This is a genomic window from Occallatibacter gabretensis (genome assembly GCF_001449115.1).
Classification (GTDB): domain Bacteria; phylum Acidobacteriota; class Terriglobia; order Terriglobales; family Acidobacteriaceae; genus Telmatobacter; species Telmatobacter gabretensis.
In genome coordinates, this window is the sequence record NZ_LAIJ01000009.1 from 790,783 (window position 1) to 813,413 (window position 22,631).

The 22,631-nt window shown below is 59.2% G+C and carries 15 protein-coding genes; 7 read left to right on the forward strand and 8 right to left on the reverse strand.

All coding sequences use genetic code 11. From position 1 onward, the window contains the following. Positions 1–7: 7 nt before the first annotated feature. From VO84_RS09565 to VO84_RS09575, 3 genes are read left to right on the forward strand one after another with little or no spacing between them, the layout of a single operon-like run. A complete protein-coding gene (locus VO84_RS09565; RefSeq protein WP_058187420.1) occupies positions 8–1,264 on the forward strand; it encodes an MFS transporter in 1,257 nt (418 codons plus the stop codon). After that, positions 1,261–2,091: a fumarylacetoacetate hydrolase family protein gene (locus VO84_RS09570; protein WP_058187421.1), complete on the forward strand. Its 831-nt coding sequence runs from the start codon at positions 1,261–1,263 to the stop codon at positions 2,089–2,091. Before VO84_RS09565 ends, VO84_RS09570 begins: the two co-directional genes overlap by 4 nt. Then, complete coding sequence (locus VO84_RS09575; protein WP_058187422.1) at positions 2,081–2,380, forward strand: ComEA family DNA-binding protein; 300 nt, start codon at positions 2,081–2,083, stop codon at positions 2,378–2,380. Before VO84_RS09570 ends, VO84_RS09575 begins: the two co-directional genes overlap by 11 nt. Before the next feature lies 1 nt (position 2,381). Here the strand turns inward: VO84_RS09575 and VO84_RS09580 are convergent, their stop codons facing one another. After that, entirely contained in the window at positions 2,382–5,582 is a 3,201-nt protein-coding gene (locus VO84_RS09580; protein ID WP_058187423.1) for an efflux RND transporter permease subunit, read from the reverse strand. A 104-nt stretch (positions 5,583–5,686) separates the two neighbouring features. Continuing rightward, positions 5,687–6,781 (reverse strand): efflux RND transporter periplasmic adaptor subunit, encoded by a 1,095-nt coding sequence (locus tag VO84_RS09585; protein ID WP_231737862.1) that lies wholly within the window; start codon positions 6,779–6,781, stop codon positions 5,687–5,689. On the opposite strand from VO84_RS09585, the gene VO84_RS09590 reads away from it, so the two are divergent. Further along, complete coding sequence (locus VO84_RS09590) at positions 6,762–7,787, forward strand: hypothetical protein (protein WP_197414083.1); 1,026 nt, start codon at positions 6,762–6,764, stop codon at positions 7,785–7,787. The two genes, VO84_RS09585 and VO84_RS09590, sit on opposite strands and share 20 nt — an antisense overlap. Here the strand turns inward: VO84_RS09590 and hpnI are convergent, their stop codons facing one another. The 6 genes from hpnI to VO84_RS09620 all read right to left on the reverse strand — a co-directional run bounded on the left by hpnI (position 7,788) and on the right by VO84_RS09620 (position 15,236). Further along, positions 7,788–8,978, reverse strand: coding sequence for a bacteriohopanetetrol glucosamine biosynthesis glycosyltransferase HpnI (gene hpnI, locus VO84_RS09595; protein WP_058187425.1), 1,191 nt, complete (start codon positions 8,976–8,978; stop codon positions 7,788–7,790). Between the two features lie 102 nt (positions 8,979–9,080). Then, complete coding sequence (gene msrA / locus VO84_RS09600) at positions 9,081–9,581, reverse strand: peptide-methionine (S)-S-oxide reductase MsrA (protein WP_058187426.1); 501 nt, start codon at positions 9,579–9,581, stop codon at positions 9,081–9,083. Positions 9,582–9,587: 6 nt separating this feature from the next. Then, complete coding sequence (locus VO84_RS22135; protein ID WP_082662054.1) at positions 9,588–11,693, reverse strand: pseudouridine synthase; 2,106 nt, start codon at positions 11,691–11,693, stop codon at positions 9,588–9,590. Between the two features lie 94 nt (positions 11,694–11,787). After that, positions 11,788–12,888 (reverse strand): SMC-Scp complex subunit ScpB, encoded by a 1,101-nt coding sequence (gene scpB / locus VO84_RS09610; protein WP_058187427.1) that lies wholly within the window; start codon positions 12,886–12,888, stop codon positions 11,788–11,790. Positions 12,889–12,964: 76 nt separating this feature from the next. Beyond that, positions 12,965–14,536, reverse strand: a complete 1,572-nt coding sequence (locus tag VO84_RS09615) for a dienelactone hydrolase family protein (RefSeq protein ID WP_157439813.1) — start codon at positions 14,534–14,536, stop codon at positions 12,965–12,967. 97 nt (positions 14,537–14,633) lie between these two features. Beyond that, positions 14,634–15,236: a ribosome-inactivating family protein gene (locus tag VO84_RS09620; RefSeq protein WP_058187429.1), complete on the reverse strand. Its 603-nt coding sequence runs from the start codon at positions 15,234–15,236 to the stop codon at positions 14,634–14,636. Between the two features lie 128 nt (positions 15,237–15,364). Here VO84_RS09620 and VO84_RS09625 point away from each other — a divergent pair, with 128 nt between their 5' ends. The 3 genes from VO84_RS09625 (at position 15,365) to VO84_RS09635 (ending at position 22,625) form a co-directional block, all read left to right on the forward strand. Further along, positions 15,365–16,153, forward strand: a complete 789-nt coding sequence (locus tag VO84_RS09625) for an ABC transporter ATP-binding protein (RefSeq protein ID WP_082661865.1) — start codon at positions 15,365–15,367, stop codon at positions 16,151–16,153. Continuing rightward, positions 16,150–18,759 (forward strand): CPBP family intramembrane glutamic endopeptidase, encoded by a 2,610-nt coding sequence (locus VO84_RS09630; protein ID WP_058187430.1) that lies wholly within the window; start codon positions 16,150–16,152, stop codon positions 18,757–18,759. The genes VO84_RS09625 and VO84_RS09630 overlap by 4 nt, the downstream gene beginning before the upstream one ends. Before the next feature lie 104 nt (positions 18,760–18,863). Beyond that, positions 18,864–22,625: an Ig-like domain-containing protein gene (locus VO84_RS09635; RefSeq protein WP_058187431.1), complete on the forward strand. Its 3,762-nt coding sequence runs from the start codon at positions 18,864–18,866 to the stop codon at positions 22,623–22,625. Positions 22,626–22,631 lie beyond the last annotated feature (6 nt).

The window sequence follows — 22,631 nt, forward strand, 5'->3', positions numbered from 1 at the left end:
AGGCCAGATGTACGGAGCGGATTTGCCGAAGCGCTGGACTCGCATCCTGCCCGCGGCGTTCATCACCTATAGCCTGGCCTATCTGGATCGCTCGAATTACGGCTTTGGAGCTGCGGCAGGCATGGCTGGTGAGCTTCACATCAGCCAGCAGCGGTCGGCGCTACTAGGCGCCATGTTTTTTCTCGGCTATACCTTCCTGCAGATTCCCGGAACCGCATACGCGGCAAAGCACAGCGCGCGCAGACTGATCTTCGTAGCCCTCTTAGCGTGGGGCACATTCTCCGCACTCACAGGAGTCATTCGCAACTTCTGGCTTCTGGCCGCAGACCGGCTGCTGCTCGGCGCAGCGGAAAGCTTCGTCTTCCCCGCAATGCTCGTGCTGCTCACGCGCTGGTTCACGCGCGCAGAGCGTTCACGCGCCACGGCATTTCTCATGCTGGGCAATCCAGTCACAGTGCTGTGGATGTCCGCCGTAACTGGATTCCTGATTCGCGCGCAGGGATGGCGGACGACCTTCGTACTTGAAGGATCGATCTCCATTGTGTGGGCATTCGTCTGGCTCGTCACAGTGAGCGATACCCCGAAGCACGCAAAGTGGATGGGCGAATCAAGCCGCGAAGTACTCCGGCGGGAGTTGGAACACGAGCAGCAATCACTGCCGGGAGTTCCCAATCTGAGAACGGCATTCAGCTTCCCGAATGTTCCGCGCCTCTGTGTGCAATATTTTTTCTGGAGTCTTGGAGTGTACGGGTTCGTACTGTGGCTGCCGGTTGTTATCAGTAACGCATCCGGCCTGCCCATCCACATCACGGGGCTGCTCGTTGCCGCGCCGTATCTTTTTGCAGCAATCGGAATGGTAGTAGTGGCACGCTCTTCGGATCGCGCAAAGCAGCGCAAGCCATATATCTGGCCGCTTCTAATGCTCTCCGGAGCGGCGCTCGGCGCATCCTGTCTGCTCGCGCCGCACTCCTTCGCCTGGACGTATGTGTTTGTCGTGATAGCAGGCGCGGGAATGTATGCGCCATATGGGCCGTTCTTCGCCATTGTGCCCGAGATGCTGCCGCGCAACGTGGCCGGCGGAGTCATGGCGCTGATTAATAGTTGCGGCGCGCTGGGCGGCTTTGCGGGAACGTATCTTGTAGGCCTGCTGCAGGCATGGACCGGCGGCTCGCGAGCAGGATTTATGCTGATGTCATTCTCATTGGTGGTCTCGGGAATTATTCTCGCGGGTATGCGGCCATCGCCGCAGGAGGCACGCGCATGATCCTTTACCATCCGCACCGGAACGAACTGGTTGTGGAGCACGGAGGCCGCTATATTTCGCTTCCGGATGAATCTCTGGATGAGTTCCTCGCTCACGAGGAGCTGCACGCTTACCTGGAATCCGTTGTCTCCGCGGGCGGGCGCGTCGCACCGCTTGATACCACCTCACTGCGCGCGCCCATCGGCTCGCAGGAGGTGTGGGCGGCGGGCGTGACGTACTTCCGCAGCAGAACCGCGCGCATGGAAGAGTCAAAGGACGCAGGCGGAGGTAGCTTTTATGACCATGTGTACACGGCAGAGCGTCCGGAGCTGTTCTTCAAGGCGATGCCGTACAAGGTGGTTGGCTCCGGCTCTCCCGTTCACATCCGTAAAGACGCCATATGGAGCGTGCCTGAGCCGGAGCTCGCGCTGTGCGTCAATTCGTCGGGACAAATCGTCGGCTACACCATCGGCAACGACATGAGCTCGCGCGATATTGAAGGACAGAATCTGCTCTATCTTCCGCAGGCAAAAATCTGGGACGCAAGCTGCGCACTCGGGCCCGGAATACTACTCACGCCGGAGCCACTGCCCGCCGAAACGCGTATCCAAATTGCGATCGAGCGCGGCGAGCAGACCGTCTTCACCGGCGAAACATCTCTCAAGGAGATGAAGCGCAGGCCGGAGGAACTCGTCGAATATCTCTTCCGCGATCAGACCTTCCCCTTCGGATGTTTTCTGCTGACCGGCACGGGCATTGTTCCGCCGGATGACTTTACCCTGCACAGCGGCGACCGCATCGCCATCTCAATCGATGGGATCGGGACGCTGAGGAATCATGTGGCGTAAAGGCTTCAGGGCAGCAGCGTTACTGATGTGCGTCGCCTGCTGTGCCGCGTCATCTACACACACTGCGCAAGCCCCGACGCAATCGAAAGTTCCGGAGGGCCAGCGGCTGGATGTGAATCGCGCCGGCATGGAAGAACTGATGAAGCTGCCCGGCATAACGCAGATATGGGCGGAGCGCATCATACGCTTCCGCCCATATCACGCCAAGAGCGATCTGAGAAACCAGGGCGTCATTCCAGCCCGTACGTATCACAAGATCGAAGATTTAATTGTGGCGCATCGCAACTGATTTACGCGTGCGCCAGCTGCTCGGCCTCGCCCTTTTCTGCGTTGTCGGGCCTGACAGCGTTGCGTCTCAAAAGCCCGCTCAGAATCACATACAACACCGGAATGAAGAAGAGGTTGAGCACAGTGGAAAACACCATGCCGCCCACAATCGTAGTGCCTACTGAGCGGCGGCCAAGCGAGCCCGCGCCGGTGGCAAAAACCAGCGGGAACACGCCGAGGATGAATGCAAACGAAGTCATGAGAATCGGCCGCAGGCGTAATTCCGCGGCTTCAATCGCGGCTTCTGCAATCGAACGGCCCTGCCGGCGAAGCTGCTCGGCGAACTCGACGATAAGAATCGCGTTCTTGGCCGAGAGACCGATCAGCATGACGAGTCCGATCTGGCAGTAGACGTCGTCCGCAAAGCCTCGCAACGAGACCAACGCCAGCGCTCCCAGCACCGCCATGGGCACCGCAAGCAGGATGATGAACGGCAGCGCGAAGCTCTCATACTGCGCCGAGAGCGTGAGATATACAACAAGGATGCCAAGGGCAAAGATGATAACCGCCTTGCCGCTGGACTCGGTTTCCTCTAGCGTGAGTCCGGTCCACTGGTACGTCATCCCGGGCATCATCACTTGTTTGGCCAGATCCTGTATGGCGTCAATGCCTTGGCCGGAGCTGTAGCCCGGTGCCTGTGAGCCGTCGATCTCGACCGCCCGGAAGAGGTTGTAGTGGGTAATGACCGGAGGACCGGCGCTGTTGATGATGGTGACGATGTTGTCGAGCGGCACCATCGTTGAGTTGTTCGAGCGCACGTAGAAGTTGTGCAGATCGCTCTGGTTCATGCGGAAGGGCTGATCGGCCTGCGCGTAAACACGATAGGTGCGGTTGTTGTAGTCGAAGTCGTTGACATATTGCGAGCCCATGAAGACGCCCAGCGTATCCGTGACCTGCGAGAGCGGAATGTTGAGCGCCTTGGCCTTCTGGCGGTCAATCGTCACAAGCACCTGCGGATCGTTTGCGGAGAACTGCGTGTAGACGTTCATCAGATCCTTGCGCGTTCGGGCCATGCCCATCATCTGGTGGGCCACGCGATCCAGGTCGGCCAATGTGTTACGGCCTTCGTCCTGCAGCATGAACTGGAAGCCGCCCACGGAGCCGACTCCCTGCACAGCGGGAGGCTGCACCATCTGCACAATGCCGCCGCCAGACATGAACATCAGCGGTTGAAGCTTGGGCGAGAGCCTCTGCACAATCTCCGCGGCTGAGTGGCCTTTGCCGCGACGCTGGTCGGCGGGAATGGTGGCCACGAACATGATGCCGCTATTGGAAGTTGCGCCGTTAAAGCCGAAGCCCATGACCGAGAAAACGCCGGCAACATCCGAATCCGGAGAGATGATGGCCTGGGCGCGGTTAGCAAGATCAGCGGTATAGGTCAGCGAAGATCCTGGCGGCGCCTGCACAATCACCATCACATAGCCCTGATCTTCCTGCGGAATGAAGCCGGTGGGCACGCGCTGATAGAGCCAGGCCGTTGCGCCAAGACCGGCAATGAACAGAACAAGCAGCAAGTACCGCAGGCGCAGGGCAAAGTGAACCGACTTCGCATAGGTGCGGCCGAGCCAGTTGATCGCGCCATCCGTGCCATGCACAAAGGCTGCGAAAGCCCGTGAAAGCGGCTTGATATGCAGGAAGTCAAGCTGGCGCGGACGCTCTTCTTCGCCGCGCAGGAAGAGGGCGGAGAGCGCGGGTGAAAGCGTCAGAGCGTTGAAGGCGGAGATGGCGATTGAGAATGCAATCGTCAGCGAGAACTGCCGGTAGAGAATGCCGGTAGTGCCGGGGAAGAACGAAACCGGCACAAACACCGCGATCAGCACCAGCGATGTAGCGATGACTGCGCTGGTGACCTCGCTCATGGCATGGGATGCGGCCAGGTGCGGATCCGAGTGCTCCAGATGAATATGGCGCTGCACGTTTTCGATGACGACAATCGCATCGTCCACCACCAGGCCGGTGGCCAGCGTGATGCCGAAGAGCGTCAGCGTATTGATGGAGAAGCCGAACATCTTGATGAAGGCGAAGGTGCCTATCAGCGAGACCGGGATCGTAACGGCAGGAATGATCGTCGCGCGCCAGTCCAGCAGGAAGAGGAAGATGACGACGATGACGATCACAATGGCTTCGCCGAGCGTGCTCATCACTTCCTTGATGGAGTCGCCGACAGAGGTCGTTCCGTCAAAGGCAATCGTGTACTCCAGGCCCGGAGGAAAGTTCTTTTTCAGGTCCTCGAGAACGATGCGCGCCTGTTTATCGACTTCGAGCGCATTGGCAACTGCCAGCTGCTGCACGCCAACGCCGATGGCGTCGCGGCCGGAAAACTTCAGCGATGTGCTGTAGTCTTCCGCGCCCACTTCGCTGTGGCCCACGTCACTCAGCAGCACCAGGCCGTTGGGCGAGTTCTTCACGATAATGTTGTCGAACTCCTGCGGGCTGCTTAGGCGGCCAATGACCCGCACGGGCACCTGATAGGCCTGCGTGCTGCTGGCTGGCTGCTGACCCAGCTGGCCGGCAGGGATCTCTATGTTCTGCTCGGCAAGCGCGGCGATCACGTCCGTAGCAGTGAGGTTGCGGCTGGCCAGCTTCACCGGATCGAGCCACACGCGCATGGCGTACTTGCGCTCGCCGAAGATCACCACGTCGCCAACGCCGGGCACGCGCTTCAGAGCGTCCTTCACGTAAACGTCAATGTAGTTGGAGATAAACTCCGGCGAATATCGGCCGTCTCTCGTGTAGAAACCTGCGCCGAAGACAAAGTTGGCGTTGGTCTTGGTAATGGTGACGCCCGTCTGGTTCACAGCCGCAGGCAAACGTCCCTGCACGCTGGCCACGCGGTTCTGCACGTCCACAGCGGCAATATCCAGGCTGTAGCCGGTATCGAAGGTGACAGTAATCGTGCTGACGCCGGAGTTCGTACTGGAAGAGCTTATGTAGTGCATGCCTTCCACGCCGTTGATCGATTCCTCAAGCGGAATGGTGACCGCCTTCTCCACGGTGTCAGCATTAGCGCCCACATAGCTGCTGGTAACCGTCACCTGCGGCGGCGCAAGATTCGGGTACATGGAGATAGGTAGAGTAGGAATGCACACCGCGCCGGCCAGAATGATCAGCAGAGCGCAAACAGTGGCAAATACCGGCCTACGAATAAAGAAATCTACGAACAAAGCGAGCCTTCCTTCTGTTGAGGGCTATCGCCGGCTGCGTATACGAGCCGCATATAAGCCTAGACGAGTGGAAACATGCTTGTGGACTGGCTGTGCGGGTCTTGCTAGCTTCCCGGCAGCGGCGACACAGGCATTCCATTCACCAGCAATTGCGTGCCTGAAGTAATCACCTTGTCGCCCTCATTGAGGCCGGCGGTGACGGCATAGTTATTGCCCACGGTATCGCCCAGCGATACGGGCACTTGCGTCGCAACATAGTGGCCGCTTTCCTGCTTGGCCAAGTAGACAAAGCTCTGTCCGCCCAGACGTATTACAGCAAGCATAGGCACAGTGGCCATCGGTTGCGTCTTCCAGATAATGCGCGCCCTCACAAGCTGCGCATTTCGCAGAAGCTCAGATCCGGACCGCACAGGAGCCTTTACCAGCACCCCCTGCACCGTAGAATCCACCTGCGGGGAGAGGAAATCGATATTGGTCTTTTCGAGCACGTTGCCGTTCGTATCCGTCAGGTCCACTTCCAGGCCCTGCTTCAGTTCCGTGGAGCGCTCGGTAGGCACATAGATGTAGGCCTCAAGATCCTTGTTCTCATCCACGGTCGTCAGCACGGTGGTAGGAGAGACATAGTCGCCCACATGCACGGGAATGTCGCCCACCACGCCGTCATACGGAGCACGGATCGTGTAGTACGCCAACTGCTCCACCTGCGACTGGCCCGTGGCCGTCGAGGAATCATAATCGGCCTTCGCATTCGCATACGCCTGCTGTGCCTGCTCAAAGACATCGCGGCTGGTGATGCCGGCCTCAAACAGCTTCTTCTGGCGGGCAAACTCGCCGGTGTTGTAATCGAGGACGGCCTTCTTCTGCTGCACGGTAGCTTGCTGCGCGTTCACCGCGGATTGCTGGTACAGCGGATCGATGGTCATCAGAATCTGGCCGGATTTAACGCGGTCGCCGGATTTCGCGCCAATGCCTGTAAGGCGGCCATTCACCTGCGGCTGTAAAGTGGCCGACCGGCGGCTCTTGATGGTCGCTACGTACTCACTGGCCTGGGCCACAGGCGAGAGGGAAACGGCCAACGTCTGCACCGGCAGTGCCTGTGCAGACGGCGCCGGGGGAGCGGCCTGCTTGCACCCCGCAAGAACAATTACGCTGATAAGGGCGGCAGAGACTGGCTGAAAAATGGCAGAAACGGATTTCAAGAAATTATCCTCGCTGGTTGCGCCTGGCCTCTCGTTGTGCTCTGTCTTAATAAGACTGGCCGGGCCGGGCATTGCTGTTAGTACGGACTATGAAAGATGGCGGTTCCGGACCGATGCTTCGAAATTACGATTCCGGGTGCTGGGATTCAGATTCCCGTGGATACTCGATTGTCGCAAAATTTTCACTTGGACGCCGATATGGGGGCAACGTCTGCTTGAAGTCGAGACAATTCAAGGAGTTCCGTTATACGGTATGATTCTGGCCAACCTCAGATGGAGGCTAACTTCTATGAAAAGGCTCCTGTGCCTGGCGTATGCAGTTGCGATGCTGTTATCCGGACCGCGGGCAATGGCTTATTGCAACCAACCTCAACCCCGTCTGGTGTGCGCTGAATACTTCGCCACCCGGGCCGTTGTCCGAGCTACCTTGCTGCACGGCCGCGCGATCCATGATAAGAAGGAATCGGAAGCCGTTCTGGCGCATGTCTATACCCTGAAAGTCGATGAGGTTCTGCATGGCCAGGCACCTGATGAGATTCAACTAGACGATGAAAATGACAGCAGCCGGGTAACCTTTGACTGGACTCTGAACGGGAAATATCTATTATTTCTCGATTACCTTCCCAAAGATCACGTCTGGTCTGTCGATAGCTGCGGAAACTCTGGGCCTTTAGCAAAAGCCCAGCGGGCTGTAGCCGAGATCTCTGCCGTTCATTCAGCACACGGCGGGGGAGCTGTTTACGGGTTTCTCATGGGCAACAACCCTCAGGATCCCATTGCTGATGTGCATATTGATGCCGTGGGAAGTAAAGGAACCTTTGAGGCCGTATCCAGCAAGGACGGCAAATTCAAGATACAGGTTCCTGCCGGCGAATATCGCCTTGTGAATAAGGGAAGAAAACTGTCCTTTCAAAAGTATGACATCAGCTATGAAGACCCGATGAAAATTCACATCGAAGCGGGAGGGTGCGCTCAGATTTGGATGAGCGGTGCGGGAAGCCCTTAGCTAATCCTGCGCAATCAGCCTGCCCTTTTTCACCATAAAGCTCTGTCCGCGCCAGACGATCGTGTTACCAGCAAAGCCCGCCACCCATAGCCCGAAAGCCACCAAATCGCGAAACGGCAGTAGCCAGAGGCCAGGCAGCACCTGATGGTCTGACAGAATCCGCGCACCTACGGTCATCGCCATCGCAAGTCGCAGAAAGAAAGCCAGCGCAAAGAGCCAGATGCTGAGAAGGCTAAAGCCGCTCGCCACCAGATTCAGCATCGCCCAGGCCAGCCCATACGTAAAGTGCATGCCCGAGTAGCCCAGCGGCCGCGCATCGCGAACAGTCCGGTACCAGCGGAGCTGGTGGTCCAGAAACCCACGCCAGTTGTAAGCCGGAACGCTGGTTTCGACGACATCCGGAGCAAGAACCACGCGAAAACCCGCCTTGTGCACCCGGACGCCGAGCTCATAGTCGTCAGCCAGGTGATCCACCAGCGACTCCAGGCCCCCCACAGCGTCAACCGCTTCACGGCTTACGCAAAGCGTAGAGCCAAGACCGAATCGCATCCCACGCTCCATCAGAACCGTCAGCAGCACACTCGGCAGAAAATCCGTAGAGATGCCAAGCGATTCAAGCTGTGAAGGCAGAGTGCCATGAGCCCGGCCTCGGTAAAGCGCCGTCACCAGCCCCACGGGCTGCTTCCCCGGCTCGGCAAAAGACGCCATCACGCGTTCCAGATAATGCGGCGAAACCGTAATGTCCGAGTCATTAATGAGCAGGTAAGGATGCGCGGCGTGCGGAATCAGCTGAACCAGCGTGCTGACCTTACCATTTGTCCCCAGCCGTTCCGGCGCTTCAATCAGCCGAATCGGAATTTCAGGAAACTCATTCTGAAGCCGCAAAACGGCTGCGACAGCAGGATCGTCCTGCGAGGAAATCCCAAAGAGGATCTCGTACTGCCCGACATAGCTCTGGCGGCAATGCGAGCGAAAAGCCTCCATCATGCCCGGATCAAGGCCCTTGAGAGATTTAAGGATGGAAACCGGCGGAGCAAAGAGACCGTCGGCCTTAGCCAACTCGCGAAGCTGCCTATTCCGGCGGGCAAGATAAACATAGGCAGCCACCAGCGCCACCAGGTAATACCCCATCCCCGCCACGGTCAACACCGTGGTCGCCAGCTCCACGGCATGGGCGTAAATATGAGGCATAAATTCATTATAGGGACTAGAGACATAGGGACTTAGAGACTAGGAACGGCATAGCTGTGGATTTGTTCCACAGTTTAGTCCCTAGTCGCTAGGTGCCTGCCCCTAAATATGGCAGCTCGCCAGCCCGCGCTTTTCGAGATACCGCTGATGGTAGTCCTCAGCGCGCCAGAAGGTCTCAGCCGGAACCACCTGCGTAACAATCTTCTTCGGCTCGAAGCGGCCCTCCGCATTCAACGCCTCGATCTTCGCCTTCGCCTCGGCCTCCTGCTCCGACGAGTGGAAAAAAACCGCGGAGCGATACTGCGTGCCCCAGTCCGGCCCCTGGCGGTTCATCGTGGTCGGGTCATGAAGCTGGAAAAACGCGTCCAGAAGCTGACCGTAGCCGATCTTCTCAGGATCGAAGTCGACCTCTACGACCTCGACATGAGTAGGCTGCCCGCGATTCGGCTGCCCATCCTGTGTGCAGACATCTTTGTAACTGGGGTTCTCCTGGCTTCCGCCCTCATACCCCACTGCGGTGGCCGTCACGCCGGGCATCGCGGCAAATGCAGCCTCCACGCCCCAGAAGCATCCAGCCCCAAACGTAGCTTTTTGTGTGTCCATATCCGGTTAGATGCCCCTTCCCTTGTCTCGGTTCGAGCCCGGGCGCGGGCCGCCGCCCCTCGGGCCAGATTTGGGTCCAGATTTAAATCCAGATTTCGGTCCAGACTTAAAACCCGGCTTGGAACCCGACTTGAAGCCGTCACGCGCGCCACCCGGCTTCGGGCCGCTGGATTTAAATCCGGCTGACTTGAAGCTTGGCCTGCCGGATGGCCTGCCAGACGATGTGCCGCCGGTTCTGGGACCGGATTGAAAGCCCGCACCTCCGCCGGAGTCACTGCTCGATCTGTCTGCCGGCCGATCGCCAAATGTTCTGCCGCCCGCGCCTTCGCGCGCCTTGCCAAAGCCGCCGCTGCGCTCACTTCCACGATCGCTTCCGCTCCGGCCGCCACCAAAATTGCTGCCTTGACGACCGCTGGGCCGGAAAGCCGACTGGCCGCCGCGCGGCCCGGAAGGACGCTCCTGTCCCCTTCCGAAACGTTCACGGGGTGCTTCCGTCCCCTCAGAATCCGGTTTGCGATCAAAGGAGGGCTTGGGGAATGACTTACCCGGCCCTCTGTCGAACCGTTTGCCGCCAAAGCCAGTGCTGCCGGATTCAGACCGAGCAGGGCGTTCGAAGGACCGCGTAGCCGGACGCGAATCGGAACGCGCTCCAGAACGTGAATCAGGCCGCCCTGTGCCGAATGCCGGCCTGCCAGTGCCAAATCCCGTTCTGCCTCCCGGTCTGCTGGGGCGCTCCTCGCGACCTGGGCCTGAACGTGAATCGGAGCGCGCGCCCGAGCGTGAATCTGGCCGCCCTGCGCCAAATGCGGGCCGGCCTGGAGGCCTGCCAGTTCCGAATCCTGTTCTGCCCGTGGGCCTGCTGGAGCGCTCATCGCTCCCTGAATCGGGACGCGCGCTCGGACGCGCACCAGAACGTGTATCTGGACGTGAATCGAAACGCGCACCCGGACGAGAATCAGGCCGGCCCGTACCAAACGCCGGCCTTCCAGCGCCAAATCCAGACCTGCCAGCGGGCCTGCTGGACTCCTCGCTGCCTCGGTCATCACGCCGCGAAGGAAAGCTCCGCGCCCGATCCGTGCCCCCTGCGCCCTGATCTCTGTTCTGATAACGGAAATTCTTCCCGTAAGGCCGTTTTAGGCCCTCTTTTGCCGCTTCATGGTCCACAGTGCGGCCCGCCTCTTTGGGCAGTAGAACACTGAAGTCGATTTTGCGGCGTTTGAACTTGCCCTTCGCGGCCAGGCGCAGCAGATCCACCTCTTCCGCCACCAGCTCACGCGTCGTTCCCGCCTCAATATCCAGCACCAGCGGGCCATACGCCACGCGGCGAATCTTTTCCACGCGATGGCCGATCTCTTCAAACATCTTTCGCAGCTCGCGGTTGCGGCCTTCGATCAAAACAATCTCGTACCAGGGATTTTCCCCGGCCCGCACCATACGGATACGAGCAGGCGAAGTGCGAACGCGCCCCTCAGCGGGCTTGCCCTTGGCAATCGCCACACCGCCGCGCAGTCGCTCCAGCGCTTCCTCGCTCGGCGCGCCGGATACCTTCACCAGGTACGTTTTCTCCACGCCCGATGAGGCGCGAGTCAGCTCATTGGCCAGCAGGCCGTCATTGGTCACCAGCAGAAGCCCTTCGCTCTGATAGTCCAGCCTGCCCACCGGGTAAAGCCGCTCGCCCTGGCGCTCAAAAAACTTCATCACCGTCGGGCGGCCTTCAGGATCGCTGACCGTAGTCACAAAGCCGCGCGGCTTGTTGAGAATAAAGTAGCGCAGGCGCTCAGAACCCTGCAGCAGCTTGCCATCCACGCGAATGTGGTCGCGCGCAATATCCGCCTTGAAGCCGGCAGTGGTAATGACCTGCCCGTTCACCTGCACGTGCCCTTCGGCAATCAGCTCCTCGGCATGGCGGCGGCTGGCAATGCCCGCATGAGCCAGAATCTTCTGCAGCCGTTCTTCATGGCGCGGCTCATCTTCTCTGGGTGCCGTGTACTCCGGTGGCTCCACGCCAACGTAAAGCTCCCGGTCGCTGGCAGCCTCGTGTGGAGCGGGCTCTTCGTCTTCCAGAAGATATTCCGCCAGGTCCTCCGGCTCCGCCGAAACCACCGCATCCATCTCGGAGGCAACATCTGCTTCCAGTGCCTCAGGACTCGCAATGTCGTCCGGATCAGCAAGCTGCTCCAGCGGCAATTCCGGCTCAGCTACAGCTTTAGCGGCCTTCTTCGGCTTCGGGCTGGCCAGCTTTTTCGCCGGAGCCTTCTTCGCCGCCGCTTTTTTCGCCGGGGTCTTCTGGACCGGCGCTTTCGTCACCGCTGTTTTCTTTGCTGCCGTCTTCTTCGCTGCTGCTGCCTTCACCGGCGCTGCTGCTTTCTTCGGCGTCGCTTTTTTCGGAGCTGCCTTCTTCGCTGCTGCTTTCTTCACTGCCATCGTTTGCGGCCTCTGTTTCTGCCTGCCGGCTTGTTTCTTCCAGGCCCGGTTCTTCTAAATCATGTCCTTCTAAACCAAGCTCATCTAAATGAGATGCGCTTTCGGAGGCTGCCTCCTCGGCAGGCTCCATTTCGTCGATTTCGCTAGCCGCAATCTTCTCGAACTCCTCCATCGAAGGCAGCTCGGAGAGGTCCTTCAGGCCGAAGCGCAGCAGAAACTCCTTGGTCGTCTTATAAAGGATCGGCCGCCCAATCACCTGCTTGCGCCCGGCCGTAGCAATCAGCTTACGCGCCATCAGCGACCCAAGCACGCCGCCCGACTCCACGCCGCGAATCTCCGAGACTTCCGGCGCCGTCACAGGCTGCTTGTAGGCAATCACGGCCAGCGTCTCAAGCGCAGGCAGCGAGAGCTTCATCGGCGGCTTCAAGCTCTTCACGAAAAGGCGCACGGCATCATGGCAGGAAGGCTTGGTTCCCATGCGGTAGCCGCCCGCAATCTCTCGAATCTCCACGCCTCGCTCATCCGCCTCGTAGTTCGCAATCAGCTCGGCCAGAATGCCCTTCAGAACACTCCTGACCTCCTTGTCGCGGGCCTTGGCCTCGCGCCTGGCCTCGGATTCAGCATCGACAACAGGCTCCGCGGCAGCTTTTCCAGCCGGCTCGGCAGCAGGTTCAGCCTCTTCAGCAGCGGCTTCCGCGGCAGTTTCCGCAGCGGGCTCCTCCGCCGCAATCAGCGGCAGCGTCTCAGCCACCGGCTCTTCGTTGGCTGCTTTTGCGGCTTTGTACTCCAGCGCTTCGGCGGCAAAAAGGGCGGCGAGCTGCGCGAGCGTAATCGGCTCCTCGGCAGCATAAATAACGGCTTCCAGCTTGGCTTTCAGGCTCATTCCATCATTCATGTTAAAGGACGCGACCCACGCATGTTACGTGGCAATTGCAGGATGCTGAAAACGACAGCCGCCGCTACTGCGCCGAAGCCTTCCCCTTCTCCAACCTGTCCAGCTTATCCTGCGTAATTCCTGCCTCTTCAAAGTGCGTAGCAACAGCCTTCTTGTAGCTTTCAATCGCAAGCTGGTTGTTGCCCGCAGCCGCATAGGCGTCGCCAAGACTGTCATAGGCCTCGCCGGCTTCGGGATAGGTCGCCGTAACCAGCTTGAGAACGGCAATCGCTTCCTGAGTATGTCCATCGCCGATCAAGTCATGGCCCCAGTCGTTCGCTTCAGACTCCGGCAGCTTGAAATCCGCATTCTCCTTGCGAAACTCGGCATTCACCTCATCGATATGATCAAAGCCCCGCCGCCCCAGCTCAGCGCGAAAGCTCTCAAACGAAACCGGCACTCCGCTGGCCGCCCGAAACGTCGCGCCAAACAGATGCGTCGGAGCGTCATTCTCCGCAGGCTCGCGCTTGAGCCATTTGAGCGCCTCAGCGTCATGCTTCAGGTACCCATTCAGAAACGCGAGCGTGTATCGCGCCATCCACGCATAGCCAGGAACCCCATCCTCGCGCGTAAAGTCGCCCACCTTGAACTGCGCAAATCCCTTCCACGTATCTTCATTCCGCTGATACATCGAGCTGTACTCCTCATGCCCCATGCCCAGCATGTGAACAAGCTCAAGATCGCCATGCGTCCACGCATTCAGCACATTCGGCCCCTGCATGCCGGGAGCCGTAAAATAGCGCGCCTGGTCTTCGAGTGAAGGCCCGCCCTGCGTGAAAAAGATCAGCGGAATCGTCATCTGCTCAGGATGCACAAAGCCCGAATCCTTCACAAAGCCGGGGTAGTAACGCATGCTTCCATCCAGCGCCACCAGCGCACGAATGCGGCTGTCGCGCGCGGCAGCAAAAAGGTTCGCGATGCCGCCCCAGCTAAAGCCGGCCACGGCAACCTCGGACGAATCCGCATTCGGCAGCGTGCGCGCATAGCCCACCAAAAAGGACACATCCCGCGCCTGAGCGCTGATGCCCGCAATGTCGGAGGTCATCGTGCGTGAGTCCGCGCCCAGCGCCCCCGCCGCCACTACCAAATAGCCATTCGAGGCCAGATACTCGCACAGATCGGCGTTCTCCCACGCCATCGAGCCAAAGCTAGGCGTATAAATCACCACGGGATAGCGCCCGCCAGCAGCCGTAGCGTCGCGCACAGCCCAAAGCGAGTCGCCCATCGCCGGAGCCATGCCTTTCTTCCACGAATCCCACATGCCCGCAAGATGCGGCTTGCCAAAGCTAGTCTCGGTCTCAAGCAGCGCAAAGTAGTCTCCAACCGTCATCGACTTCCCCGCGCTCTTCGCCGCCGGATACCAGATCAGCGTCTGCAGAGGCCGCGCCCGCTCGCCCCCTACAGGCTTACCGAGATCATCCACAGCCGATCCCCAGGTGCGCGAGTAGTCGTATTGCTCGACCACTTTCAGTCCCACGGCAAACGGCCCGGACTTCTGGTCGAAACGAAAACGACTCGTAGCCTGCGGCGTACTTTGTGCCGCGCACGTCATCGCCATCGCAACCGCAATGACGCAGAACAACACTCTTCCGCGCATGAAAAGCTCCAGGAGAAAGACTTTCGAGTCCGATTAGCTCGTCCCCAACGTGTATCAGAAGCCGCGGACTCAGGCAATCATCCACTCACGCCGCAGCCTACCGGTGCCGCTGCACCAGAATGTCATTCTTCGTGTAGTGATACACCTTGCCCACCTCGAATGTGCTCTCGTCCGGCGGAGTCGTCCAGTTGTTAAAGTAGCGCTTCTTCAGCGTCTCAAAGTTGAAGGTAAAGTTCGCCCCAAATGCACCCGGAATCGCGTTCGTCATGCCGGTAAAGTATGCGCTGACGGTAGCAAAGCGCGTCGCCTCTGAAACCGTGGCAAACAAAATCGCCAGCAGCCGTTTGTCCATTTGCACGCCTTTGCGGAACTCCGCCAGGCTGCCAAGCGCGATCAGATCCTGGCGGCTCACGCCGCCCACCGTGCCCAGCTGCGCGTAATTGGAGTTCACGCCGCAGGATTTTCCCTGGCCGCCCTCCGCGTCGTCAAAGGTGTACCAGCCGTCCGCCCCATAAAACGACACCACGTACAGATCGTCCACGCGTACCTCCACGTAGAGATCCACGTTGGCCGGAGTAACCAACTTGGCAACAACCGTCTTGCTCTTCGAGCTTTCGATCAGGTTGCGAAAGGTGCCCAGGCTCGTCTGGTACTGCCCGGCATTCAAATCAATGGTGGCTTGCGCGTTGGGGGGCGGCATGGCAAAAAGCTTACCCCTGACTTGCGCACCGCGGTCAAGTGAAATTTCCTGCTACATGCGTGATGTATTCTGACCGCAATACAGCAAGTGAAGCTCGTCCCCTATCCAAATTGAGGTAGCGTTCTGAAATGGACGATCGTGCCGCAGGCCAACTTTTGCCGGAGTCTCCTGCCACCCCCACGCAGGAACTGGTGCTTGTCGAGAACGTCACCAAGACCTTTGACTACAAAGATGCGCTGAAGAACATCAGCTTCGCAGTGCCCGCCGGGCAGATCTGTGGACTGCTCGGACCCAATGGCGCAGGCAAGACCACGCTCTTCCGGCTCATGATGGGAATTCTCAAGGCCACCGAGGGACACATCGCCATCGATGGCCTCGACGCCTTCGACGATCGCGTCGAAGTAAAGCGACGCATCGGCTTCCTGCCCGACGAGCCGGTCTTCTACTCCTACCTCACAGGCCGCGAGCACCTCAAGCTCAGCGCGGCCATGCACGGGCTCGACGCCGAAGAAACCTTTTCCCGCATGGAACCCCTGATCGCGCGCCTCCGTCTCGCCGACGACATCGACAACTACGCCGAGGACTACTCGCGCGGCATGAAGAAAAAACTCGGCCTGCTTCTCGCCATGCTGCACCAGCCCCGGCTTCTCGTGCTTGACGAACCGACAAATGGCCTCGACGTGGAATCGACTCATCTCTTTTACAGCCTCATCCATGACACCGCCGCGCAGGGCGTGACTGTACTCTTTTCCACGCATCTCATGGACCACGTAGCGCGGCTCTGCACCCACGCCGTCGTCATTCAGGGTGGTCAACTGGCCGCAAAGGGAACCCTCGACGAGCTGCGCGCGCTCACCGGCAAAGACGACCTCGAAGAGATCTTCCTCGCACTCACCGCAAGGCCCGCGCAGGCATGAGCGCATCCGGCAAAACGCAGCCGAGTTGGTGGGGCACGGTCGGATTGCTGCTGCGCAACGCGCGAAGCCGCGCCGTAGGCCGTCGGCTGCGCGCGCAGCAGCTCCTGAATCAGCGCACCGGCAAATCAGCAACCAACTGGGGCGGGTTCGGCTACTTTTTCGCAGTTGTGCTCTATCTTTTCGTGAACGGTCTTAGCGCATTCATGATGATTACGGCTGTCGAAAGCGGGCAGCGCGCCGAAGTCGAGCAGCAGGGAAAGATCGTCGTCAGCAGCGGTTTCTATAGCTACGTGCGGGAGATGAGCACGCGCGGCCGCGACAACAATGCTGAAGTCTTCGGACAGCCACTCAATTCCGCTGCCCCGAACCAGCGAGTGGTTTCCAGCGAAGCCAAAGAAATATCAGAAAAGGAAGGCGGCTCGCAACCCGAGATTGAAGCGCATTTGCGCAGCGTGATAGCAGAAAAAGGAATCACAGGTCTGGTGGAACGGCAAGCCGCCGCTCCCGGCATCCGCTCTCTCGCCTTCACCGGCCGTCTCCCGCAAATGCTCGGCTCACTCGCCCTACTCTTCTGGCTCATGATGCTCATCTTTCAGGGCGAAGGCATGGAGGTCGATGTCCAGCGCCGCCGTTACCCCATGTGGGAGTGGCTCTTCAGCCATCCCGTCCAGCCCGGCGCGGTCTTCCTCGCGGAAATGCTCGCTCCCATCGCGGCCAATCCCATCTACTGGGCCGCGCCGCTCTTCGTCGCATTTGCCTATGGTTTCGTGTACGGCATTCCCGGCGGCATCATCTCGGCCTTTGCCGTCGGCCTGCCCGCAGCCGTCGCCTGTGCCTGCATGGGCAAAGCGCTCGAAGTAGGCGTGCTGCTGAGGTTTTCGCCTCGCACCCGCGGAGCGGTCATCGGCCTTATGGGATGGATCGGTTACACCGCCATGATGCTGCCGATTATCGGCATCTACATCGTTCCCCGCTTCGTGCATGCCGCAGCCGGCCTGCTGCAGATCTTCACCGTCATTCCCTGGCCGTGGCTGGGCCTGTTCCTCGGCTTGCTGCCGGACGGCAAGTTCTCCTTCATCACCGGCATAATCACATGCGATGTGCTCGCGGTAGCGGCCACCGCCCTCGCCGTATGGATCAGTGTGTGGGGCACGCAGCGCGGACTAGCCGGCAACTCCTCAATGGAGCGCCCAAAATCGGCAGCCGCCGCCAACCGCGCCGCGCGCTTCAGCAATACAGGAGTCTTCAAAGACCCGCTCTATCGCAAGGAGTTCCTCTGGTTCACGCGCGACCGCAGCGCCATCGTGCAATCGCTGCTCGTGCCCCTCACCGTGGCCGGCTTTCAGCTCGTCAATCTGCGTGGCCTGCTGGCCAAAGCCGACGGAAGCTGGAACTACCTCTGCGGCGTAGCCATCTTCTTCGGTACATATTTTCTCTGGATTCTGGGCCCCAAATCGCTGCAGTCCGAAGGTCAGGCGCTGTGGATTACGCTCACATGGCCGCGCGGCCTTGAAAGCCTACTCAAGGCCAAGGCCTGGCTCTGGTCCATGATCTCCACCGGCCTCGTAGCGCTGATCCTCGCCTATGCCGCGCTGGAATTTCATGCCGACATCTGGAAGATCGCTCTCGTGGGCATCGGATGGTACTTCTTCGCGCGTAGCATGGCCGAGAAATCCGTCACGCTGGTCACCGTTACATCGGAGTCCGGCGAAACCCAGAGGCCCCCTAAGGGGAGAATGTGGGCCGCGCAGCTCGGCATGCTCACCTTCGCGATAGGCATCGTCACGCAGCAGTGGCATCTGGCCGTCATCGGCATCGTGTATTCGTTTGTCACCGCCGCAGCCATGTGGCAGAACTTCCGCGCGCGTCTTCCCTATCTCTACGATCCCTGGTCAGAGCAGCTTCCACCCGCGCCCACGCTCATGCACGCCATGATCTCCATCAGCATTCTCGTGGAGCTGGCTGCAGTACTCACTCTTCCAGTGCTGGCCATCGGCGGGCGTGACAGCCTGGGACCAGCGCGCGCCTTTGGATATGGGGTTTCGGCCATCGTAGTCTCCCTCTTCGTTGCAAACTTTATGGGCAATCGCAACGTGCGCCCGCAGGAGATATGGAACTGGGTTCCAGCCGGCGCAATCGAAGAGAACGAGCCGCTTTTGAAGCGTTACGGCATCGGCGACCTCGGCATCATAGTCCCGCTGCTCATGGGCGCATGCGGCGGCCTCGCCCTCGGCCTGGGTGCCAAGGGCTATGAGGCATTGCTGCTCCACATTCCCTCCACCGCCGATCTCATCCGCCAGGCACAGCAGCAGATGACCTCCGTTCCAAACCTGCACTTCTGGTACATGGTCACGGCCGTCGGCTTTGCGCCCTTCGCAGAGGAGTATCTCTTTCGCGGCTTGCTCTTCCGCGCGCTGGACCGTGAATGGGGAGGCTGGAAAGCCGTCCTCGGCGCAGCCGCCTTCTTTGCCGTTTACCACCCTTTGCTTTCCTGGCCGCCCGTCTTTCTCCTCGGCGCAATCAACTGCCTGCTCTTCCGCAAAACGGGCCGCCTCGCTCCCGCCGTGCTCCTCCACATGATCTATAACGCCGTGGTGCTTAATTAGGCCTGACCATCCCGAATCTTCATTACACGCCATGGGAGATTGTGGTATTCCTCCTGTGGGCATACAAACGTGATTTCCATGCAGTAAAGATCTGGGGGAAGATATTGCACGCCTGTATTTTCCGCAAGCGGTCTTCGCATAACTGGTTTTCAAGTAACCGGTTCAATGCGTCGCGTCCTTGTTTTACTCTTTCGCATCTGGCGTGCCTGCTTGTCTTCGCGCTCGCAGCGCTGGCCTCGGCTCAGACCACCATCCACGTCCCCGCCGACCAGCTCACCATCCAGGCCGGAATCAACGCCGCCAACAACGGCGACACAGTCCTCGTAGCCCCCGGCACTTATTTCGAAAATATCGACTTCAAAGGCAAGGCCATCACCGTCATCAGCGCCGCCGGCTCAACCCAAACCATCATCGACGGCAGCAAGGGCAACACCCAGACGGTCTCCTTCATCAGCAAAGAACCGCGAACAGCTATATTGAGCGGCTTCACCATTCAAGGCGGGGGCGCGGAGCCGTACATAGGCAACAACGACGGCGGCATTGTCATTCTGAACAACTCGCAGCCCAGCTTGGTGAATAACATCATCACGCACAACCACTGCGACAGCATTTATGTAGATAACAGTTCGCCACTCATTCAGAACAACAACATCAACAACACTCTGGACAACAAGGGCGATTGCTCGTTTGGCGGCGGCGCTGCCATCTATCTAGCGGGCTCGGCTGAAGACAGCAGCGGTAACCAGATCCCCATCATTATCAGCGGCAACACCATTGAGGACAACACGCAATCAGGCCTGGAAGACGCTGGCGGCAATGGCGGCGCAGGGATTGCCATTTGGGGTGGCAATCCCATTATCGAAAACAACATTATCCGCAACAACCTCACGGGCGGCGCAGGCGGCGCCATTAACTTTGCGAGCTATGACCCGGTCAACAATAAAATTTTGATCGTTCAGAACCTGATTTATGGCAATCAGGCCGCAGGTGGCGGTGGCGCGATCGGATTGAATGCATTCAGTTATCTGGTCAACATCTACATCGCCAATAACACCATCGTAGATAACACTCCTTATTCTCAGGACGGCGGAGGAGGCTCTGCTCAGATCTACGCAGCTGCCAGTGGCCAGGATGGCCCGAATGTAGCCTTCGTAAATAACATCATCGCCGGAAACACAACCCAGCCATCTATCCAATGCGACTGGCAGACGAATCCGCCGATTGTTCCAGACGAGTCGATCCAGCCCATTTTCGACCACAATCTATTCCTGAACAGGGGCGGAGCCGTCCTCGACTCGTCCTGCGTTGATGTCACTGCAAAATACGGAAACATCGTCGCCGACCCCATGTTTGTGAACTGGACCGGGATGGATTACCACCTTCAGACCGGTTCGCCAGCCATCGATGCCGGCAACACCAGCGTTCTGCAATCATTGGCCGACAACGCTCTGAACCTGACTACTGACTATGACGGCAATCCACGAGTGGCAGACACGACAGCAGTGGGGTACCCCATCATCGACATGGGCGCATACGAATTCGCCGGGGCACAGGATGCTCAGCCGACAACAATTGTCCTCACACCATCGGAATTTGTCGTTCAGGGAGAAACCAATTTCACGCTGACCGCGCAGGTTGTCTCTGCCGCCGGTACGCCCACTGGCTCAGTCGCGTTTCTTGAGGATGGAACCCAGATCGGAACAGCACCAATTGATTCATCCGGCCAGGCCGTGTTTCCTTCGCCGCCGCTCGTTACGGGCACACATAACTTCATTGCCATCTATCCCGCTCCGGGCGTTACAAATTCCACGCTGCCCCCCGCCAGATCCGTGGTCGCGATCGTCGTCGCACAGGCAGATTCGTCCGTCTTGACGTTGAGCTCCACACCAAACCCGTCGCAGGCTGCGGCAAACGTAACGTTCACGCTCAATCTTTCTGCTCCGAACGGCCTCCCATCCGGACAAATCACACTAGCGGATCAATTGACAAACACCACTCTCGCCACTCTCACGCCAGACGCAAAAGGCAACGCCAGCTTTGCCACCGCAGCGCTGGCAGCCGGAATTCACAACATCACAGCGTCATATCCGGGCGATTCGACTCATACAAGTGCGTCGGCATCAGTGGAGCAACAAGTCGGCAATGGTATTGCCACCACCATCTCACTCACCTCTTTACTCAACCCTTCCAATGTCGGTCAGACCGTTACCATCAATGCAATCGTCTCCTCCTCAAATGGAACTCCGACTGGCTCGCTGCAATTTCTGGACGGGTCAACCAACGTAGGGATCATCACTCTAATTGATGCCAGCGCCTCGTTGGTCACCTCAATCCTCACCCCCGGCAAGCACAACATCTCGGCAATCTTCACGCCAAGCGGAAACTACCTGGCAAGTTCCGCGTCTATCACGCAAATAGTCAACGGCCTCACCACCGCCACCGCCCTCACTGCTTCGCCTAACCCCGCTTACGCGCTTCAGACCGTCACACTCGCCGCAAAGATAACCACCACCGCAAACGGCACGCCCACCGGCACAGTCACCTTCAATGACGGCGCCATACTTCTCGGCACTGCAAATCTGGCCGCAAACGGCACAGCCATGCTGCCCGCAACATTCCCCGCCGTATCCGCAACCCCGCACCAGCTCACAGCCACCTACAGCGGTGACTCGACTTTCAGCTCCGGCACATCCGCTCCATACCCGGAAACAATCCAGTTCAACCCAACCACCACTCTGATCACCACAATGCTGCCGAACCCGGTAAGCGCGTACAGTACTGTGACGCTCTCGGCCACAGTCAGCTCGTCGACCAGCACCGGCAATTTCCCCACCGGCTCCGTCACCTTCACCACCGCTGGAATGACGCTCGGCACGGGTGTTCTGGTCAACGGCTCAGTCTCCATTCCGGTCATCGCGCCTGCTGTACCTGGTGGTTACCGGATCGTCGCCAACTACAGCGGCGATACTGCATTCTTCCCTAGCGCCTCACCCTCCCAAGTCCTCCAGGTGATCCGCTCCACGGCCTCGGTAACGATCACCAGCAGCGAAAACCCCTCCGTCTTTGGCGATTCCGTCACTTTTGCGGGCGTGGTCTCTTCTGCCAATCCCGCACCGATCTCAGGCCACCTGCAATTCTTTGACGGCACAAAGGCCATCGGTCCTAACTTCACCCTAGACGAAACCGGCACGGCAGCCTTCAGCATCAGCACCCTCGCCGTGGGCAGGCACTCCATCACCGCGGTCTACTCAGGCAACCCCTACATCCTCAATACCACCTCGTCTGTGTTGAGTCAGGTCGTGACGCCCTACTTAGGCGACTTCACGCTGAACATCACTCCAGACAACGGGATCGTCTACACCGGCGGTGCGGCGCACTTCACCCTGGTCGCAACGCCCGTGAACGGATTCGACCTCGCGCTGCTGCTGACCTGCTCAGGATTGCCGGCAAACTCGAGATGCGGCGCCTCACCGGCCAGGATCCTCGCCAACCCAGAGCCGGGCACTGAATTCTTCGTGCCCTACACCTCTCTGATGACGATTCAAACCTCCTCTCCCAGGCCAGAGTCCGCGGCGCACTTGAAACAAGCCAGCTGGACCGGCGGAGCTGCCGCGCTTGCCTGCCTCTGCGGGATTCTCATCATCCCGCGACGCATCCGCCGCGCGCTCTCTATCCGATCCCTTCTCATCGGAGCCATTCTCGTCGGAACCTTTGCTGCCATCTCCGGCTGCGGCAATCACGGCTCGCTCACCGGAGCCACGCCGATCGGAACTTATGAAGTCACCATCACCGCAAAAACCCCTTCCGGCGGCCCGCAGGTAAGTCATTCCATCCAGTTCAAACTCGTAGTGAAATCGCTTTTTTAATTGATT

Excerpts from the sequence above, each read along its gene's own strand:
- VO84_RS09630 (WP_058187430.1), top strand. The coding sequence starts at position 16,150 with ATGAGCGCATCCGGCAAAACGCAGCCGAGTTGGTGGGGCACGGTCGGA.
- VO84_RS22135 (WP_082662054.1), bottom strand. The coding sequence starts at position 11,693 with ATGGATGCGGTGGTTTCGGCGGAGCCGGAGGACCTGGCGGAATATCTT.
- VO84_RS09620 (WP_058187429.1), bottom strand. The coding sequence starts at position 15,236 with ATGCCGCCCCCCAACGCGCAAGCCACCATTGATTTGAATGCCGGGCAG.
- msrA (WP_058187426.1), bottom strand. The coding sequence starts at position 9,581 with ATGGACACACAAAAAGCTACGTTTGGGGCTGGATGCTTCTGGGGCGTG.
- VO84_RS09575 (WP_058187422.1), top strand. The coding sequence starts at position 2,081 with ATGTGGCGTAAAGGCTTCAGGGCAGCAGCGTTACTGATGTGCGTCGCC.
- VO84_RS09570 (WP_058187421.1), top strand. The coding sequence starts at position 1,261 with ATGATCCTTTACCATCCGCACCGGAACGAACTGGTTGTGGAGCACGGA.
- VO84_RS09590 (WP_197414083.1), top strand. The coding sequence starts at position 6,762 with ATGGCAGAAACGGATTTCAAGAAATTATCCTCGCTGGTTGCGCCTGGC.
- VO84_RS09565 (WP_058187420.1), top strand. The coding sequence starts at position 8 with ATGTACGGAGCGGATTTGCCGAAGCGCTGGACTCGCATCCTGCCCGCG.
- VO84_RS09615 (WP_157439813.1), bottom strand. The coding sequence starts at position 14,536 with ATGCGCGGAAGAGTGTTGTTCTGCGTCATTGCGGTTGCGATGGCGATG.
- VO84_RS09625 (WP_082661865.1), top strand. The coding sequence starts at position 15,365 with ATGGACGATCGTGCCGCAGGCCAACTTTTGCCGGAGTCTCCTGCCACC.
- hpnI (WP_058187425.1), bottom strand. The coding sequence starts at position 8,978 with ATGCCTCATATTTACGCCCATGCCGTGGAGCTGGCGACCACGGTGTTG.
- scpB (WP_058187427.1), bottom strand. The coding sequence starts at position 12,888 with ATGAGCCTGAAAGCCAAGCTGGAAGCCGTTATTTATGCTGCCGAGGAG.